This window comes from Streptomyces luteosporeus, assembly GCF_039532865.1.
GTDB lineage: Bacteria > Actinomycetota > Actinomycetes > Streptomycetales > Streptomycetaceae > Streptomyces > Streptomyces luteosporeus.
On record NZ_BAAASL010000009.1, the window covers coordinates 1 to 18,886 of the forward strand.

Below are 18,886 nucleotides of genomic sequence, written 5' to 3' on the forward strand. Positions count from 1 at the left end.
TTGGTCTCGATGCCGAGGGACAGCGGGGTGACGTCGAGGAGCAGGACGTCCTTGACCTCGCCCTTGAGGACACCGGCCTGGAGCGAGGCGCCGATGGCGACGACCTCGTCCGGGTTCACACCCTTGTGCGGTTCCTTGCCGGTGAGTTCCTTGACCAGGTCGGTCACCGCCGGCATCCGCGTCGAACCGCCGACCAGGATGACGTGGTCGATGTCCGCGACCTTGATGCCGGCGTCCTTCACCGCATTGTGGAACGGTCCCTTGCAGCGTTCCAGCAGGTCGGCCGTGAGCTGCTGGAACTGGGCGCGCGTGAGCTTCTCGTCCAGGTGCAGCGGGCCCTCGGCGGACGCCGTGATGTAGGGCAGGTTGATCGTCGTCTCCGTGGCGGCCGACAGCTCGATCTTCGCCTTCTCGGCGGCCTCGCGCAGCCGCTGGACGGCCATCTTGTCCTGCGAAAGATCGATGCCGTAGCCGTTCTTGAACTGCTTCACCAGATGGTCGACGACCCGCTGATCCCAGTCGTCGCCGCCCAGCTCCGTGTCACCGGACGTCGACTTCACCTCGACCACGCCCTCGCCGATCTCCAGCAGCGAGACGTCGAACGTACCGCCACCGAGGTCGAAGACGAGGACGGTCTGGTCGTTCTCCTTGTCGAGACCATAGGCGAGCGCGGCGGACGTCGGCTCGTTGATGATCCGCAGGACCTTCAGCCCCGCGATCTCGCCCGCCTCCTTGGTCGCGGTGCGCTGGGCGTCGTTGAAGTACGCGGGGACGGTGATGACGGCCTCCGTCACGTCGTCCCCCAGGAACGCCTCCGCATCCCGCTTGAGCTTCTGCAGCACCCGGGCGGAGATCTCCTGCGCGGTGAAACGCTTGCCGTCCACGGTCCCCGAGTCGGGGAAGTGCCACTGCGCATCGCCCATGTGCCGCTTGACGGAACGGGCGGTGCGTTCGACGTTCGTCACGGCCTGGCGCTTGGCGATCTCGCCGACCAGCACCTCCCCGCCCTTCGCGAACGCGACGACGGACGGTGTCGTTCGCATACCCTCCGCGTTCGTGACGACCGAGGGCTCCCCGCCCTCCAGGACGCACACCACGGAGTTCGTCGTACCAAGGTCGATTCCGACAGCGCGTGCCACGATGCATCACCTCTCTGCCTTCATAAAACTTGAGCCGAGGTATGTCAAGGCGAGGAATCCTCCCAGCGGAGCGCGGTCACCGGTAACTGCAGTACATGGCGGTCGTTTTACTCTCCGTGAGCAAGCGATGGAAGGCGACCTGGGTGCTGTGCGCCGTGGCCGCCTGTGGGTTGTCGGTGGCCTGGCCGCTGCAGGACCCCGAGCGGATCTCCGCTGCCGCGGCGGTCGTGAGCGCGGTGATCGCCCTGTTCGGCGTGCTGTCCGGGTGGGCCTCGCGCGCCGGCCGGAGCCGGGCGCCCTCCAGCAGCAGGCAAGTCGCGGAGGCGGCCGAGGCGTTGGCCCGCACGGTCCGCCGGCAGTGGGAGGACGAGGCCACCCTGCGGCAACTGTACGATCCCGAGCCGCTGCCCGTGGTCTGGTCGGACTGTTCCGACCCGGGAGTGTCCGACCACCGTCGGCTGGTGGGCACCGCCGTGGTCTGCCGGGCCGACGATCCGCAGCAACTGGCCGCGGCCTTCGGAGCGCTCGCGCGCCGGCGCCTCGTGGTCCTGGGCCCGGCAGGATCGGGGAAGACGACCTTCGCCGTCCTGCTGCTGCTCGCCCTGCTGCGCACGCGCAGCGACGGCGATCCGGTGCCGGTGCTCTTCTCGCTGTCCTCCTTCGACCCCGCGCGCGAGAGCGCCGGCACGTGGCTGCGCCGCCGCGTTGCCGTGGACTACCCGGCGCTGGCCGACACCGAGAACTACGGTGCCGGCGTCATCGAGGACCTCCTGACGGAGCACCGTCTGATTCCGGTACTCGACGGTCTCGACGAGCTGCCCGAACAGCGCCGGGCAGCAGCCCTGGCCTCCCTCAACGACACCGTGCCGGCCCACACTCCGCTCGTCCTGACCTGCCGTACCGACGACTACGTGCGAGCGGTGGCCGAGAGCGGCATCCTGACCGGAGCGGCCGTCCTGGAACCCGCGCCCGTACGCGCCGGCGACGCCCTCGCCCTGCTGAAGCTGGCCACGCCACCCGGGCCCCGCCAGCGCGGCTGGAACGCCCTGGCCGAGCACCTCGACCACCAGCCGCAGGCCCCTGCGGCCCAGGCCCTGACGAGCCCGCTGATGGTGGCCCTGGCCCGGTCCGTCTACGCCGACAACGACAACGATCCCGCCGAACTCGCCGACACCCGGCGCTTCCCCACGGCCGCCGACATCGAGCGTCATCTCCTCGACGCGCTGATCCCGACGCTCTACGGCCGCGCACGCAGGCAGCACCCGGGCTGCAGCTGGGATCCCCGGCAGGCCCATCGCCACCTCGCCTGGTTCGCGGCGGGCCTGCACGCCCAGGGGACGTACGACCTGATGTGGTGGCAGCTGTACCGGTGGACTCCGGCCCTGGCCGGGCCGTGGCGGCGCGCAGGGACGTGGGCGCTGGTCACATGCCTCGGACTCCTGCTGACCACCTCGCTCCTGGTGGCTGTCCTGGACGTGCCGTCATGGAGCGAAGGCCTGCAGTGGTACCCCTTGTCGGCGATGGAGGCCCTGATCAACGTCCCTGTACTGGGAATCGGCGGCCTGATAGCCGTGCGGGAACGCAGCCTGGCCCGTACGGCCGCTGTGGCTGCGCTCCTGTCCTTGTCCGGCGGCCTCGCGGCCCTGCCCGCAGCGCTGTACTACTACCACGGCCTGTTCGGACCGGTGCTGGTGGCCGCCATCGGGTTCGTCTGCTTCAGCCTGTGGCTGTGCATGCTGGGTGCCGGCGGCCTGCCGTCCCCTCCTCGTATGCCGAGCCGTAGCCGGCCCGCCCGGCGAGGCCGGTCCAGGCAGTTGATCCGTGCGCTCGTCATCGTCGCGGGCGTCGCCGCAATCAGCGAAACGGTCTTCGCCGGATACACGTTCGCCGGCTACGAAACCGCCCTTCCGACCGGGACGGTGCCCTGGGGCCTGACGATCGGGGCCGCGGTGGGCGCCGGCCTGGCCGCACTGGACTGGGTCCGGGGCCCGTCCACTGCTGACGAAGTGGCAACGGCAAGCTCCTCCGTCCAAGCCGATCGCCTGATTTCGCTGATCAGTGGAGCAGCCTGCGCAGTGGTCTTCAACATCCCCGACGGCATCATGCGGGCCGTCGTGTCATGGTCGCCGTACAACCCCCTGCGCACCACTGTGTTCGCGGCTGTGATCGGCCTCTTCCACGGCGGATTCCTCGGTGCCGGTGTGGCGCTGCCCGCTCACTCCTGGCCCCACTACACCCTCGCTCGCCTGATCCTCGCCGCCCGCGGCAGGCTCCCCTGGCGGCTGCAGGCGTTCCTCGCCGACGCGCACCGGCTCGGCATCCTCCGCCGGGTCGGACCCGTCTACCAGTTCCGGCACGCCCGCCTCCAGCACCACCTCGCCACCCGACCCCGGCTTCCGGCCCCGCGCGCCGGTCGGCGGCCGGACCGTCCGAGGCCGGTGCGCACGCCCTTCGGATGACGCGTGCGTCATGGCTCCTGCCCCTCCTCGCACCGCTCCACGAGCAGCATCGCCGCGTCGTCCGCCAGGTGGCCCCGCGTGTGCCCCAGCAGTGCCTCGTGCAGGTGTTCAAGGAAGTCCTTCGGCAGACCGCACGGCAGCTCGGCGGCGGTTTCGCGCATGGCCTCCGGCAGGGGGAAGAAGGCGTCGTTCGGGTCGCGGGCCTCGATTACGCCGTCCGTGTACAGCAGCAGGCGGTCGCCGGGTGCGAACGGGTGGCTCTCCGCCGTGGCGGGGTGGCCCGCGGCGAAGTCCTCCAGCCACAGGGGCGGGAGGGGGTCGGCGGGCGTCAGGACGTGGAGGGTGTCACCGTGCGTCATGAGTGGCGGCGGGTGGCCGCGGTTGACCACCTCGACCACGGGCCCGTCCGGCACCTGGGCGACGAGGGCGGTGACGAAGCCCTCCAGCAGGGCGACCTGGTCGAACGCCCCGGGGACGGCGGTCTCACGGCGCAGGGCGGCGGTGCAGCGGTTCATCACGTCGGCGAGGTCGTCCTCGTACTGCGCGGCCTCGCGGAAGGCGCCCAGGACGGCCGCGGCGGCGCGTACGGCCTGGAGCCCCTTGCCCCGCACGTCGCCCACGATCATCCGGACCCCGTAGCGGGTCTGCAGGATCTCGTACAGGTCGCCGCCGATCTGGGCGCCCTGTTCGGCCGCGAGGTACATGCCGGCGGTCCGCAAGGGGCCGAGCCGCTCGGGTACGGGGCGCAGGACGACCTCCTGGGCCGCGGTGGCGATGCGGCGGACCTGGTCCAGTTCGTTCTCCCTGCGCGTGCGCACGGCGCTGTTCGACGTGATGCCGGCGACGGAGACCAGGAAGATGGCCAGCAGATTGGTGTAGACCTGTTGGGTACCCCAGGCGTCGTTGTACGTCGCGGTCGCCACGCTGATGGCCACCGCGAGACCGATCGACGCGAGCGTGCCCCGCAGCCCCAGCGTCACGGCCGCGAGTGCGGGCGTCGCCGTGAGGAGAGGGCCGGTGTACAGAAAGTGTGCGGGTGAGAACTCGATGGCCAGCACCAGCAGGGCGATCACGAAGGGCAGGCACTGCCCCACCATCAGGAGGCCCCAGGTGTGGGCGCTCCCTCCCGGCCGGGAGGCGGAGCGCAAGAGCGACCCCATGCCTCCAGGCTCGCCCGCGGATCGCCCGGGGGCCACTCGTCGTGCGCCGGGGCCGTGTCCTCGGGTCCCGTCGCCCGGACCCGCGGGAAAAAAAACAGTTGAACGCGATGATCTTCGTGAGATAGCGTGCGCTCGACCGTGACACCGCACGAGGAGGTGAGACCCATGAACGCAGTACGCACGTGGGTGCTCCCGCTCGTCGTCACGGCCGAGCGGACGACATAGGTCGTCGCCGGGAGCGCCTGGGAATGACAAGGCACTTCCGAAAGGCACCACCTATGTACTCTTTGCAGTTCACTTCCCGGTCGTCGTCGAACGGCATGGTCGAGCGCGACTTCACCGTGGGCGGCGTCCCCGGCGTTCTCTGGTCGCCGGCGTCCGGCGCCGACCGCGCACCCCTGGTACTGATGGGGCACGGCGGCGGCAACCACAAGAAGCACCCGGCGATGGCCGGCCGTGCCCGTCTCCTCGTGACCGGTTGCGGCTTCCACGTCGCCTGCATCGATGCGCCCGGTCACGGCGACCGGCCGCGTACGGCGCACGACGAGGAGGAGATCGCCGCACTGTACGCGGCGCGGGCGGCGGGCGAGCCGGAGGGCCCGATCGTCGTCCGCTACAACGCACACCTCGCAGAGCTCGCCGTGCCCGAGTGGCGGGCGACCCTGGACGCCCTCCAGGAGCTTGCGGAAATCGGCACCGACGGGCCGGTCGGCTACTGGGGCATCAACATGGGCACCGCAATCGGCATACCGTTCGTGGCGACCGAACCCAGGGTCACGGCGGCGGTCTTCGGCCAGCACTGGCCCCATGTCCTGGCCGAGCACGCGCAGCGGATCACCGTCCCCGTCGAGTTCGACATGCAGTGGGACGACGAGCACATCTCCCGCGAGGAGGGTCTCGCGCTGTTCGACGCCTTCGCCTCGAAGGAGAAGTCGCTGCACGTGAACTCGGGCAGGCACAAGGAACTGCCCCGGTTCGAGGCCGAGAGCGGTGTCCGGTTCTTCGCCCGGCACCTCGGCGGCGCCGCCGGCCGCAGCTGACGGGCGCCGGCGCCCGGTCACCGGCCGGGCGCCGCTGCACCACCCGCTGTCCCGCCGGGTTCCGCTTCCGGGTCAGGAGACCAGCGGCGGCTCCTCCAGCTCGGCCAGCTTCACCGTGCACAGGCCGTTGCGTTCGGACGTGACGTCGGTCACCTTGAGCTGCGTGCCCGGCAGGAGGATGAACTCCTCCTCGTCCGTGAACGCGGAGAAGCTGCGGATGCCCACGGCCCGGGCGGGCAGCACCTCGAAGAGCGTCCGCTTGCCGCGGCCGCCGAGGAACGCCCGCGCCACGCTGTGCTTGGACGTGCACGAGGACACGCCCCACCAGGTCACGGTCCCGCCGACGGGGTACTGGGCCCGCAGGTCCAGCGGTACGCCGCGCCACAGCGGCTCCGTCCGGGCGGGAAGGCCCGACACCGCCGAGAACAGCAGCCGCAGGTAGGGGAGGTACGGCAGGACCCTGGTCCGGTCGGGGGAGCGCAGGATGGCGTTGATCTCGCGGTAGAAGGCGGACTGGCAGGTGTAGAGGTGGAGGGCGGCGATCGCGTCGGCGGACAGGCTGCCGGACGCCGCGTCCGCCGCATCCGCCCGCCTCTTGCCGAATTCGTGCGAGAGGGTCACGTGCCGGTCGAGACCGGACAGCAGCCGGGCGACGGGGCCGACGGCGTCCCGGAAGTCCATGAGCGGTGTGTCGAGGACCCCGGTGATCGGGGAGAGGAGGAGGCCCTCGTCCTTCACGCCGGCGAGCCGGTCCAGGTACAGCTGGTGCAGCTCCATCGTCGACGCGATGAACGCGCCCATGCGCTCGGCGACGCCGCCGTCCGCCCCGCCGCCCCCGGCCGCGTGCGCGTCCCAGCCCTTGCTCGGCAGCCAGTCGACGGCGTCGGCGCCCAGCGAGGCGAGGGCGTCGTTCACCACGCGGAAGTGCTCGCCGTCGCAGAAGAGGTCGCCCTGTGCGGCGGGGTTGGCATGGTCGATGTGCCGGACGTCGACGTCCGGGTACTTCTCCTGGAGCCGCAGGACGACCTTCTTCAGGGTGCGTGCGTGGGCTCCCCACCACGCGAAGACGACACCCCGGTCCTCCTCCTCGGCCGCGTCCTGCTTGGCCTTGAGGATCTCCTCGACGATCCGTTCCACGACCGGCCGCCAGAACGCGGTGTGCCGGTCGGTGCCCATCGCCCCGTCGGCGCTGGCCGTGAGCGCGGCGTTCAGCAGCAGGACGCCCTGCGTGAGCATCGCCTGGAACCATTCCGGCGGCTGGACGGTGTCCTGCTTCTTCAACAGCGCCCGGATGTCGGCGATCGGCGTCTTCTTGGGGATGCCGTACTTCCACATCGCCGCCGCCTTGATCAGGCAGCGAATGCTGACGACCCTGCCGAACTGACTGTCCTTCCAGTCGTGGAAGGTGTTGTCGAACATGGCGATGCCGGTGGCGCTCTCCGGCCGCGGATAGGGGTTCTGGCCGAAGACGACGACCTTCCACTTGTGGGGCGCATGCGGCTTGAGCGCCTGGAAGGTCAGTTCGCGCACGGGTACGACCTCGGGGCTGCGCCCCGGGCCCATGAACGCGGCGGCGCCCGGCTGGGCCTCGATGACCGGCTTCAGCAGCGGGAGCCACGGCTCGCCGCCGCCCTTGAACAGGTCGGCGAGAGCCAGCGGGTCGCCCGCGTCGGGCAGGGCGGAGGTGTGGGCATCACTCATGGGAGGGGCTCCGAAAAAGTCGAACAGCGCTGGTGGGAGGCCTGATCGGCGAAGTGCTCACGACGATAGGGCAGCCCACTGACATCCCCTCCGGGCGCCGGTCCGGGCCGGACGCAGTGTCAGTGGGGCGCGCTAGCGTCCCGGTCAGTCGAGTGAACGCTTTTCGATCGGAGTGAACCATGACCGTGAATCCCGTGCCGTCGCCGCTCAAGGTCGTGCTGACCGACCTCAACACCGCGGTGGTGGCGGCCTGGCGGGCGGCCTTCGCCGACACCCCCGGCATCGAGATCCGCAAGGGCTCGATCCTCGACGAGGACGTCGACGCCTGGGTCAGCCCGACCAACTCCCGGGGACGGATGGACGGCGGTGTCGACGCGGCCGTCAAGCGGTACCTCGGCGCCGGCATCCAGCTGCGCGTCCAGCGGGCGATCCGGGACGGCTTCGGGGGCACCCTTCCGGTGGGCAGTGCGGTGTGCGTCCCCTCCGGGGCGGTCAAGCCGAAGTTCCTCATCTCGACGCCCACGATGGAGACGTCCGCGCAGAACGTGAGCGAGACCTTGAACGTCGCCCTGGCGTGCGCCGCCGCGTTCCAGGCGATCCACCGGCAGAACGACAAGGAGCCGGGCAGCATCCGGTCGGTGGCCCTGGTCGGCATGGGCGCGCAGACCGGCCGGGTGCCGGCACGGGTGTGCGCGAACCTGATGTGGACGGGCTACACGCTGTTCAACGACTTCTGCTTCGAGGACGACGACGACCTGCGCAGCACGATCACCGCACAGCTCGACGACATCGAGAACGCCACCGGCGGCCGGCGGGTCCGCATAGCCCCGCCCCGGCGCGGCGCCTCCCGCCGCTGACCGGCGGCTGCTCCCGCCGAAACGAGAGACCGGCCGACCACTTGGGCCGATTCCGGGAGAAGCCCGGGCGAGAGGGATACCGTCGGATGTCATGGGGCGACATGCGGCGGGTACCCGGCCCGGGTGGGGCTTCACCCACACCCAGTACAGCGCGGAGTACGGCGTACCGGACGCCACCCGCAGGGCCGGCGCCCTGCTCTCCGCGCAGCCCCTGCCGCAGAACCAGCACATCATGGGCTGGGGCGCGGAGAACCCGGAACCGTCCCCCGGCCGCCACGACTTCGAGGCCCTCGACGAGCGCGTCGCCCTGATGCGCGGCACCGGCGCCGTCCCCGTCCTCACGCTGTGCGCCGCCCCCGACTGGATGAAGGGCGGCCGGGCAGGGCACACCGACTGGTCGCGGCTCGAAACCGCCCCGGATCCCCGGCACTACGCCGACTTCGCCCGCCTCGCGGGCACGGTCGCCCGCCGCTACCCCGACATCCGGCACTTCCTGGTGTGGAACGAGCTCAAGGGCTTCTACGACGAGGACAAGCGCCGCTGGAACTACGAGGGCTACACCCAGCTGTACAACCTCGTCCACGCGGAGCTGAAGAAGCAGAACCCCCGCAACCTCGTCGGCGGGCCGTACGTGGTGGCCGACCACGATCCGCCCGCCGCCCACGAGGAGGACTGCTCGCGCGAACTGCGCGGCTGCTGGGGCGAGCTCGACCAGCGTTCGGCCGACGTCGTCCACTACTGGAACGCGCACAAGACGGGTGCGGACTTCGTCGTCGTCGACGGATCGAGCTACACCCGTGACGGGCACCGCACGATCCCCGACGAGTTCGCCGCCACCGAGAAGTTCGCCGACGTCACCCGCTGGCTGAGGCGGGTGACCGGGCTGCCGGTGTGGTGGGCCGAGTGGTACGTCGAGCCGCCCGCCGACGACGACCGGCCGGGCGGACGGGACGGCTGGAGCGAGCAGCACCGCACCGCCGTACAGGCGACCGCCATGATGCGGCTGGCGGAGAGCGGTGCGGCGGCCGCCTTCTACTGGAACCCGCAGCAGACGGGGGACGACTGCCCCGGCTGCCTGTGGCGCAGCACCCACCTGCGCGACGGCGGAGGAGCGCTGCCCATGGCCCGGCTGCTGAGCCGGTTCGCCCACGAGTTCCCTCCCGGCAGCGCCTTCCGGCCGGTTGCCGTGACGGCCGCAAGGGGCGAGAGGCTCCAGGCCCTGGCCGACGACGCGGCCGTGCTCGTCGTCAACACCGAGGCCCGCCCGGTCGTGGCCAGGGTGGACGGACAGGCGCTGTCCCTCGCCCCGTACGAGGTGCGCTGGCTGCCCCACTGAGCCGTCGCGCCCCGAGGGGGCGCGGGGCAGTGTCGATCTGCGGCTGCCGCCGCGTGGGCGCGATCGGCCACGGACGGCCCGCAGGGGCCGGTGGCAGCACGGCACTTCGGCTGCGGGCGCGTCGTGGCTTGTCGCGCAGTTCCCCGCGCCCCTGACGGGGCGCCGCACGGGCAAGGGGCACCGGCCGACGGGCAGCCGACGCCCCCAGGGCGCGTCAGTCGCCGGGCCTGATGCGGCCGCGCCAGGCGCCCGTCTCGCCGCCCTGCTTCTCGATGTAGTCCTTGAAGCGGCGCATGTCGCCCTTGACGCGGCGGTCGATCGTCCCGGTGAGGTCGCCGGCCTTCTCGGCCATGCCGCTCGGCTCGACGTCCATCACCAGCTCGACGCGCGTGTGCGTGTCGTCCACGCGCCGGAAGCTGACCGTGCCCTTCTGTTTGGTCTCGCCGCCGACCGTTCGCCAGGTGATGCGCTCGTCGGGGTGCTGGTCGACGATCTCGGTGTCGAATTCCCGCTGGACGCCGCCGATCTTGGTGGTCCAGTGGTTGTGACGGTCGTCGATCTGGCGGACCTCCTCGACGCCCTCCATGAAGTTCGGGAACTCCTCGAACTGCGTCCACTGGTTGTAGGCGGTGTGGAGGGGGACGTCGACCTCCACCGCTTCCTTCACCGTGCTCATAGGGACTCCTCGCTGTAGTCGCGGCAGCGCGGTGCGTGTCCGCCGCGCTCGGACTCCTCCGCGGGTACCCGTTCGCGCTCGCTATGTGCGAAGAGCTCGGGAAAAAATCCGGCCGGCGCCTCCTACTCCTGCGGCGTGCCCGAGGGCGCCGGGTGGGAGCTGGTCCGGTAGCGGCTGCGGAATTCGGCCAGCAGCTCGTCGGTCGCCTCGGCCCCGGCGCTCACGGCGGCGTGGACGTCGCGGAAGTAGTTCTCATAGCCGGCAGGGGTGTAGAGGCACAGCGCACGTGCGGTGACCGTGCCCGCGTTGCGGAAGCCGTGCGGCGTACCGCGGGTCGCGGCGAGCAGGTCGCCGGGGCCGGCCGTCACCTCGCCGTCGCCGGTGTGGAGCGTCAGCTCGCCCTCCAGGACGTAGAAGTACTCGTCGTGGCCCTCGTGGACGTGCGGCCGGGCACCGATCGTGCCGGGGGCGAGGCTGAACTCCTCGAAGGAGAAGTGCCCGTTCGTGTGCTCGCCGGTGAGCCGGAAGAAGTGGGCGACTCCGGCGACGTCGATGAGCTCGCCGTCCTGCGGGCGGCGCAGCAGCGGACGGTCGGCAGGAACATGGGCATGATCATTGGTCATGAGGGCATTCTCACCCAGGCGTTCGGCCACCGCCGCGTCGTATCGAACTACGCGAAAGGACCGGGGCCCGGCGAGACTGCCGTCATGGACCTTCTCTCCCTGCGCTATTTCCAGGCCGTTGCCCGGCACCAGCACATCAGCCGCGCCGCCGAGGAACTGCGGGTCGCCCAGCCGTCCGTGAGCCGGACCATCATCCGGCTCGAATCCGAACTCGGGGTTCCGCTCTTCGACCGCCGGGGCCGCCGGATTCGGCTCAACGAGCACGGTGAGGCCTTCCTGCGCCGGGTCGAGCGGGTGCTGGCCGAGCTGGACGACGCCCGGCGGGAGGCGGCCGACGCCTCCGGCGCGGGGCCGGGCCGGGTGGCCGTCGCCGCCGAGACCCTGGTCCAGCTGGCCTCGGTGCTGGCCGCCTTCCGTACGTACCGTCCCGGGGTGAGCGTACGGCTGTTCCAGGCGCCGTTGGACGAGATGCGGCGGCATCTGCGCACCGCCGAGGTGGACTTCGCGCTCGCCTCCCAGCCGCTGTCCGGGCCCGGACTGTGCACGCTGGAGCTGGTGCGGGAGGAGGTGCTGCTGGCCGTGCCGCCGGGCCATCCGCTGGCCGGCCGGGAGCGCGTCACGGTGGCCGAGCTGGCGGGCGAGGGGTTCGTCAGCACCCGCCCCGGCCTGTGGCAGCGTGCCCTGCTGGAGCGGCTCTTCGCCGGCGAGGGACTCGTACCGCGTGTGGTCTGCGAGGGCGACGAGGCCGCCGCGACCCCGGAGCTGATCGCCGCCGGGCTCGGCATCGGACTGATGCCCGCGATCGCCCGGCGGACCATGGCCGAGCGCAGCCCGGTGGCCTGGCTGCGGCTGGACGCCCCGGACTGTCACCGGACGCTGACGCTGGTGTGGCGCCGGGACGCCCACCTTTCCCCCGCGGCCCTGGAGTTCCGCCGCCTGGCGAAAGAACACCTCATGCCCAGCGCGTCATGAGCACATGACAGAACCGGTCGTGGAAGGTATCAGCGGGCGGCACTAGCGTCGACGGCCTCGAGGGGACATTCCGGCAAGGGAGAGCGTCAGCGATGAGCCAGCAGCAGTCCAGCGGGCACGGGCACGGGCACGAGCACGTCGGATTCCGCAGCTACGTGGAGGCCGTCCTCGACGTGTTCTCCGCCCACCCCGAGCGGGCCGCCGTCACCACCGCCGAAGGGCTGGTGATCGGCGCCGGGGAGCTGCGCGACCGCGTCCTCCGGCTCGCCGCCGAGCTGGCCGAGCGCGGCGTGGGCCGTGGCACCACCGTCACGCTGCTCACCGGCAACACCGCCGAGGCCCTCGTCGCCCGCTACGCCGCCAACCTGGCCGGTGGCCGGGTGGTCGGCCTGTACGAGGGCATGAGCCCGCCCACCATGGCGCACATCATGGCCAGTGTGGAGTGCTCCCTGCTGCTGGTGGACGACCAGCGGCACGCCACCGCCGAGGAGCTGCTGCGGCTCGGCGGCGTTCCCCCGGTGCTCTCCCTGGGCCCGAGCGGCTTCGCCGAGGACGTCCTGGCCACCGCCGCCCGGCACCCGGCCCGGCCGATGCGCGGCCGGGTCGGTCCGGACGACGACTGGTGCATCCGGCACACCGGCGGGACCACCGGCATCCCCAAGGGCATCCGGATGACCCACGGCTCGTACCGCACCGGCCTCGACCACCCCCTCGCGGACGCCGGCGACCCGCCCCGCTATCTGGCCTGCACCGCGCTCGCCCACCTCGCGGGCATCTTCGCCGACATGGCCCTGCACGAGGGCGGCTCGGTGGTCCTGCGGCACGGTTTCGACCCCGGGGACGTCCTGGCCACGATCGAGCGCGAGCGCATCACCCACACCTGGTTGCTGCCGCCCCTGCTCTACCGGCTGCTGGACCACCCGGCCCTGCCCACCACCGACCTGTCCGGCCTGCGCCGCATCACCTACGGGGGCACCGCCGCCTCGCCGGCCCGGCTGCGGCAGGCGGCCAAGGCCTTCGGGCCGGTGCTCCACGGCCTGTACGGGCAGGCCGAGGCGCAGCACATCACCGAGGCCGGCCCCGGAGACCAGGAACGCACCGGCCGCGGCGGGCACCTGACGGTCGGTCGGGCACTGCCCGGGGTGGAGATCGCCGTCCGGGACGCCGACGGCACCACCCTGCCGCCCGGGGAACCGGGCGAAGTGCAGGTGCGCTCGCCGTACGTCATGCAGGGCTACTGGAAGCAGCCGGAACTGACCGCCCAGGTGCTGCGGGACGGCTGGGTGCACACCGGAGACGTCGGCTACCTCGACCAGGACGGCTACCTCTACATCGTGGACCGGATCAAGGAGATGATCGTGGTCGTCGGCGGCCACGTCTACCCGGCGGAGCTGGAGGACCTGCTGCTGCGCCATCCTGCCGTCGCCCAGTGCGCGGTCTTCGGCAGCCGGGACGAGCAGTCGGTGGAGCACGTCCACGCCGCCGTGGTGCCCGCGGACGGACAACGGCCGTCGCTGGAGGAGATCCGCGACTTCGTCACCGCCCGCAAAGGACGCCTCTACGCCCCCGAGGCCCTGCACCTCGTCCCCGCCATTCCCCTGACGGCGGCCGGCAAGCCGGACAAGCAGCAGCTGCGCGCACAGCTGGCGGGCTGACCTACGGCGCCGGGGCCGGCACGCGCCGTGTGCCCGCGTCGTCCGGCGCCCCGGCCAGGCGGTGCTGCAGGCGCAGATGACGGAACTCGTAATGCGCACCCGACTGCCGCAGCACGCCGCGGCGGTGCGCCTCGGCGAGGAACCCCATCAGCCGCCAGGGCGCGCGCCCCGTCAGGGCGAGCCAGACGCGGGCGACGCACAGCCGCCCCCACGCGCTGAGCGCGAGCGCGGAGGTGCCGACCGGCACCCACAGTTCGGTGTGCATGGTGCCCAACGGGCCGCCGCGGCCCACCAGGAGGACCAGTGCCAGGCACACCCCGCCCGCGAGGACGGTCGCGGTCGCGCTGCGCGCGAGCGTGGCGGCGCGATCGGCGCGCAGGGTGCTGCGCGGGCCGGCCGCCCGCACCATGTCGGACGGCACGCTCAGGGCCCGGTACACGCCGGACGCGCAGCCCCCGATGGCCCCGATCAGCGCCCCGAAGCCCAGCAGGGGCAGCGTGGCGCCGCGGACGATGACGGGGGCGGGACGCTCGGCGAGCCACAGGTGGACGGGCCGGGGCAGCCCGAGCACCACGTTCCAGGCGTCGGCCCGGGGCAGACCGGGGGCGGTCAGCACCGGGCCCGCGGGCGCCGTGCGGATCCGGACGACCTGCTCGAAGTGCTCCACCCGGCGTCCGTTGCGGGCGATGCGGGCGTGCCGCGGGACGGCCAGTGGGAGCTCGCCGCGCCGGCCGACGAGCAGCTCGCCCCGGTAGGGCCCGGTGGAGGTGGCGGTACGGGTGCCGTCCGCCGCCGTCCGCAGGCGCCAGCCCTCGCTCACCGAGCCGTCCGCCGGCAGGTGCGCCGACCGGACCTCCTGCGCCGCGAAGAGCCCGGTGATGCCGCCGACGACCGCCGCGGCGGCCACCCCGACGAACGTACAGACGAGGAAGCCGCGCAGGAGGCCGCCGGCGAATCCCTTGAGGACCGCGGCGGGGCTCGTGTACTGGGCGACGACCCGTTCGGCGTGCCGCTGTCCTGCTACGCACAGCAGGACGCCCGCCACCAGGGCGGTCGTGGCCGGCAGCACCTCACCGCAGCACAGGAGGACGACTCCGGCGACCGTGGCCACCACGCCCAGCAGCCGGACGGCTCCGCTGCCGTTGTGGCCCCCGGCCCACGGCAGTCCCAGCGGGAGGGGACGGCGGGGGAGACCGGCGACCGCGAACAGCATCGCCAGGATGAGACCCATGCAGCACCCGTTGAGGAACCAGGCCGGGCGCGGCGTGACGACACCACCCAGCCGCAGCCCGAGCACGGGAGGGCACAGCAGACCCACGCACACCGCGACGACCGCCGCGGCCGCGGTGAACGTCGCGGCCATGCGCACCAGACGACGCGGCCCCTGCGGGCTGTCGGCCGTGGCAGGCAGGAGGAAGGCGAGCCCGAAGCCCAGTCCCGTGAAGTCGCCGAGGAGGTTCAGGACGGTGGACAGCGGAGTGTCCCAGTCACCGACGACACCGTCACCGAACCGGGCGAGCGGTACGAGCACGGTGGCCGTTGCCAGCAGCGACAGGGCGGCGGGGCCCAGGACGCGCAAGGCCGCCGGCATCGCCGCGGGCACCTCCCACCAGGCGAACCGCCACGTGCCCTGCACGCCGTCCCGGCTACCCAGGTCGCGGGCGAGCCGGCACAGGATGCGGTGCGCGGCCTCCGGCTGCCAGGTGCTGCCCGGGCCGCCGGTGAAGGCCGCCGGCACGAAGGCGTCCAGCAGGTGTTCCTCGATGCTCTGCGCGGTGGGGAAGCGGGCGGCGTCCGTCAGCTCGGCCGGGTCGCGGGAGGCGTCCCCGTAGACCGTCCGGGCCAGCGCCACCATCAGCGGCGTCGTGAGCACCATGGCCAGCGGCTCGGGCGGGGACCGCAGGACCGGCGTCCAGGCGGTGTCGCCGTGCTCGTCCGGCCGGGCCGTGCGCTCCAGGTAGGTGCGGGCCGTGGCCAGGTCGAGCGGGTCGAGGCGTACGACCTCCGCAGCGGTGAGCACGTCCCCCGACTCGACGGCGCGCGACCAGGCGGTGGTGCGGCAGGTCAGCAGGACGGGCAGGCGGTCGTCCAGTTCCGCGTTGAGGCGGCGCACCGCATCACCGTGCACCGCACGTGGCAGCTCGTCGAAACCGTCGAGGACCGGCAGGATGAGGCCGGCGTCCAGCAGCTCACGGGCCAGGGTGCGCTCGCCCGTGACGGCGGCCAGCGGACGGTACTCCGCGGCCAGGCGGCCGGCCAGCCACTCGCGCAGCGTGACGGCCCGCGGATCCCATCCCGCCAGCGCAAAGAGCACCGGTACGGGGCCGCCGGGGCGCCGGACCGCGAGCGTACCCAGCACGAACTGCACCGCGAGCACCGTCTTGCCCGCCCCCGGCTCGCCCAGCACGACCAGCCGGCGCGCCGGCAGCTCCCCGAAGGCCCGCACGATCCGGTCCAGCCGCTGGTCGCCGTCGCGCGGCGGGGGCAGCGGCCTGCCCCGCAGGACGTTCCGCCGGTGGTCGGCCAGCGGCGGCCCGAGTCGGGACCAGCCGACGTTCAGCGGCTCGGGATCCTGCAACCGCCGTAACTGCGCCTCCCTCGCCCACTGCTCCTGCACCGCGTCGGCGAGCGCGTCGGCCGCCCGCTGCCGCCGGCCCCGCGGCGCCGGACCGCGGTCGTCGTCCGGGGTGCGCAGCAGGTCGGCGGCGAAGGCGCACACCGAGACGACCGCGGAGACGACGGAGACCCACAGGGAGGCCGCGTTGTTCTTGTCGCCGCCGTTCCCCCACAGGACACAGGCCATGACCACCAGCGCCGAGCAGGCCACGCCCAGCCCGATGCGCCGCTGCACCCGCGCCCGCCTCAACGGCGCCCACACGGCCCCGTACCGCCGCATTCCCGACCGCCCATGTCCGGTGAACGAGGCGCCGGCCGAAGCCGTGCCGCGTACGGGGGAGGCGCACAGGAGCACGAGGGGAGCGTCTCCCTGACAGGGGCGGCGTCCCTAGGCTCGTGCCCGGCGCCCGCTCAGCTCTCGTCCTCGGCCTCGGCCGCGTCCGAAGCGGCCAGGGCCTGGGTGATCATGCGGGTGGCGAAGTTGCGGTCGTCGGTGATGCGGTTGATGTGCTCCGCGAGGAGGAAGGCGGTGGCTTCCAGCGGAGTCAGCTCGTCCTTGGTCCAGAACCCGTACTGCCTGCGCCACAGGTTGGGGCTCAGGCCGGTGCCGGCGGCGACGAGCAGGCCGGCCATGGTGGGGATGACCTCGGGGCGGATGCTCTTGGGCATCAGGCGCATCGAGCCCACCAGGTTGGGCACCACGTAGTCGATGACGTCCTCGTCCTGGGCCTCGTAAGCCATGCGCAGCCACTGCATGTACATGAAGATGAGCGTGCACGTGCCGTCCAGGACGTCGTTGGCTCCCCCGGGGCCCAGGGACGCGGCGAACCGGTCGATCATCTCTTGCTGTTCGGGGTCGGTCTCCGTCTTGCCGTCGTAGATGGCCTTGAGCCGGGAGTCGACCATCATGAGCGCAGTGCCCACATCGCCGGCGGGTGCGTGCTCGGGGTCACAGGGCGACGACACAGGGCTCCTCCTCGTGCGACCGCGTCGGCCGGCGCGGGCGCGTCCGTTGGCACAACTCCGCGACCACTGCTGGGCGCACCGGCACAGTAGCGCTTCCGAGCCTGCCGTCAGGGCAGGTCTTCATTTCATTCCACAAGCTCTCGCCGAGGCGTGCCCTGGTGGGCCGTCACCCGGTCGCCTGTTGGCCGTAGTGGGTGTGACATTCACAGAACGGAGTGGTATCGACATATACATCCCCGTTCGTACGTGAGAGGCGGATGTTGCCGATGCCCGCACCCGCCGTCGACCACGTGCATGCTCTGCCCCTTCACCGCGTTCTGGGCCGGCTGATCAGAGGGGGACCGCTCGGGCTGGTCGAGGAGGCCGGCCGGCAGGCGCAGGGGGCGGTGGTGCGGCTGGGGTTGGGGCCCTTCCGGCCCCTGCTGCTCACGCACCCCGACCACCTGCAGCACGTCTTGCGGGACGGGGCGGAGAACTACGCCCGCGGAGCCGCGATGTGGAACGCCCTCGGCCGGTTGACCGGTCAGGGCATCGCCGGGGAGGGCCCGGGGTGGCGGGCCAGCCGCGACGTCCTGCGCGGGGGAATGTCGAGCCGGTATCTGCAGCGGACGGGGGAGGCAATCGCTTCCTCGGTCGAGCAGGCGGTGGAGGAGCTGGCCGCCCGGGCGCGACCGGAACAGCCGGAGGACGCGGTGACGGCGATGACCCGGCTGGTGCACCGGATCATCAGCCCCGTTTTCTTCGGCTCCCGCATCAGCGCTGCCCAGTGCGACCGGCTGGGCAGGGAAGTGGCCACCGCGCTGGACTCGCTGCTGTGGCGCATGGCCATGCCCTTCGTCCCCCACGGCGTGCCGATGCCCGGGGACCGGGCGTTCCTGCGGGCGACCCGGACGATCAACCGGATGCTCCTGCCCGCCATCGACACGGCCCGCCGGCAGGGCGGTGACGGCGCCGATCTGATGAGCGGCCTGCTCCGAGGACGCGGACCGGACGGCCGGCCACTGACCGACCAGCACATCGGCCAGGACATCGTGGCGTTGTTCGTGGCCGGCTCGGAGTCCAGCGCGCTCACGCTCACCTGGGCCTGGGTGGTCCTGGCCCGGCACCCGGCCGTCGCGGCCGGTGTGCGGCGGGAGGCGGACGAGGTGCTGGCCGGCGGGCCGCCACGGCCCGGGCACGTACGGAAGCTGGTCTTCACCCGGCAGGTGATGGCCGAGGTGATGCGGCTGTACTCGATGGCCTGGGCCGTTCCCCGGGTGGCCGGGCAGGACGACACGATCGGCCGGGTGCCGGTGCCGGCCGGCACCACGGTCGTCCTCTCCCCGTACCTCACCCACCGGCTCGCCGCGTTCTGGCCGGACCCGCTGCGCTTCGATCCCGGACGGTTCGGGAAGCAGGCCGTACGGGAGCGGCATCCGCTGGCCTACCTGCCCTTCGGGGACGGGGCCCACCAGTGCGTGGGGCAGGCGTTCTTCACCATGGAGTCGGTGCTCGTCCTGGCCACCGTGCTGAGCCGCTACGACGTGCACGTCACCGGCGACCCCCGCCCGCGCCTGGCCGTGGCGCTACCGCCTCGCGGCCGCGTCGGCCTGGTCCTCACCCCTCGGGACCGCTCAGCCCAAAAAATCTTGGACGGCGATGTCGAGAACCCGTGGCCGGCTCCGTCCCCGGGGTGAAGGCGACCAC

General features: G+C 72.3%; 14 protein-coding genes. 7 read left to right on the plus strand and 7 right to left on the minus strand.

What is annotated here, in order from left to right:
• Positions 1–1,139 (minus strand): molecular chaperone DnaK (gene dnaK / locus ABD361_RS13455; RefSeq protein ID WP_344435331.1); only part of this gene is annotated, 1,139 nt, incomplete at its 3' end.
• Positions 1,140–1,234: 95 nt separating this feature from the next.
• Between dnaK and ABD361_RS13460 the strand changes: the two genes are divergently transcribed.
• Positions 1,235–3,598, plus strand: a complete 2,364-nt coding sequence (locus ABD361_RS13460) for an NACHT domain-containing protein (protein WP_344435332.1) — start codon at positions 1,235–1,237, stop codon at positions 3,596–3,598.
• 8 nt (positions 3,599–3,606) lie between these two features.
• Here ABD361_RS13460 and ABD361_RS13465 read toward each other — a convergent pair whose 3' ends face one another.
• Positions 3,607–4,758: a PP2C family protein-serine/threonine phosphatase gene (locus ABD361_RS13465; RefSeq protein ID WP_344435333.1), complete on the minus strand. Its 1,152-nt coding sequence runs from the start codon at positions 4,756–4,758 to the stop codon at positions 3,607–3,609.
• Between the two features lie 278 nt (positions 4,759–5,036).
• Between ABD361_RS13465 and ABD361_RS13470 the strand changes: the two genes are divergently transcribed.
• Positions 5,037–5,798 (plus strand): alpha/beta hydrolase family protein, encoded by a 762-nt coding sequence (locus ABD361_RS13470; protein ID WP_344435334.1) that lies wholly within the window; start codon positions 5,037–5,039, stop codon positions 5,796–5,798.
• A gap of 72 nt (positions 5,799–5,870) precedes the next feature.
• Here the strand turns inward: ABD361_RS13470 and ABD361_RS13475 are convergent, their stop codons facing one another.
• On the minus strand, positions 5,871–7,499 hold the full coding sequence (locus ABD361_RS13475) for an ADP-ribosyltransferase domain-containing protein (protein WP_344435335.1): 1,629 nt from the start codon (positions 7,497–7,499) through the stop codon (positions 5,871–5,873).
• 179 nt (positions 7,500–7,678) lie between these two features.
• Between ABD361_RS13475 and ABD361_RS13480 the strand changes: the two genes are divergently transcribed.
• Together ABD361_RS13480 and ABD361_RS13485 are read left to right on the plus strand one after the other, a co-directional pair.
• Complete coding sequence (locus tag ABD361_RS13480) at positions 7,679–8,356, plus strand: macro domain-containing protein (protein ID WP_344435337.1); 678 nt, start codon at positions 7,679–7,681, stop codon at positions 8,354–8,356.
• A gap of 91 nt (positions 8,357–8,447) precedes the next feature.
• On the plus strand, positions 8,448–9,692 hold the full coding sequence (locus ABD361_RS13485; RefSeq protein ID WP_344435338.1) for a xylan 1,4-beta-xylosidase: 1,245 nt from the start codon (positions 8,448–8,450) through the stop codon (positions 9,690–9,692).
• A 214-nt stretch (positions 9,693–9,906) separates the two neighbouring features.
• On the opposite strand, the gene ABD361_RS13490 is transcribed toward ABD361_RS13485, so the two are convergent.
• Positions 9,907–10,368, minus strand: coding sequence for an SRPBCC family protein (locus tag ABD361_RS13490; protein ID WP_344435339.1), 462 nt, complete (start codon positions 10,366–10,368; stop codon positions 9,907–9,909).
• Positions 10,369–10,490: 122 nt separating this feature from the next.
• The gene (locus tag ABD361_RS13495; RefSeq protein WP_344435341.1) at positions 10,491–10,991 is read right to left on the minus strand and encodes a cupin domain-containing protein; all 501 of its coding nucleotides are present in this window, start codon (positions 10,989–10,991) and stop codon (positions 10,491–10,493) included.
• Positions 10,992–11,075: 84 nt separating this feature from the next.
• On the opposite strand from ABD361_RS13495, the gene ABD361_RS13500 reads away from it, so the two are divergent.
• Together ABD361_RS13500 and ABD361_RS13505 are read left to right on the plus strand one after the other, a co-directional pair.
• Positions 11,076–11,963, plus strand: a complete 888-nt coding sequence (locus tag ABD361_RS13500; protein ID WP_344435343.1) for a LysR family transcriptional regulator — start codon at positions 11,076–11,078, stop codon at positions 11,961–11,963.
• Positions 11,964–12,055: 92 nt separating this feature from the next.
• The gene (locus ABD361_RS13505; protein WP_344435344.1) at positions 12,056–13,618 is read left to right on the plus strand and encodes an AMP-binding protein; all 1,563 of its coding nucleotides are present in this window, start codon (positions 12,056–12,058) and stop codon (positions 13,616–13,618) included.
• A 1-nt stretch (position 13,619) separates the two neighbouring features.
• On the opposite strand, the gene ABD361_RS13510 is transcribed toward ABD361_RS13505, so the two are convergent.
• Both ABD361_RS13510 and ABD361_RS13515 read right to left on the minus strand, forming a co-directional pair.
• Positions 13,620–16,469: an NACHT domain-containing protein gene (locus ABD361_RS13510; RefSeq protein WP_344435345.1), complete on the minus strand. Its 2,850-nt coding sequence runs from the start codon at positions 16,467–16,469 to the stop codon at positions 13,620–13,622.
• Positions 16,470–16,645: 176 nt separating this feature from the next.
• Positions 16,646–17,200, minus strand: a complete 555-nt coding sequence (locus ABD361_RS13515; RefSeq protein WP_344435346.1) for a hypothetical protein — start codon at positions 17,198–17,200, stop codon at positions 16,646–16,648.
• A 266-nt stretch (positions 17,201–17,466) separates the two neighbouring features.
• On the opposite strand from ABD361_RS13515, the gene ABD361_RS13520 reads away from it, so the two are divergent.
• Complete coding sequence (locus ABD361_RS13520; protein ID WP_344435347.1) at positions 17,467–18,876, plus strand: cytochrome P450; 1,410 nt, start codon at positions 17,467–17,469, stop codon at positions 18,874–18,876.
• Positions 18,877–18,886: the final 10 nt, after the last annotated feature.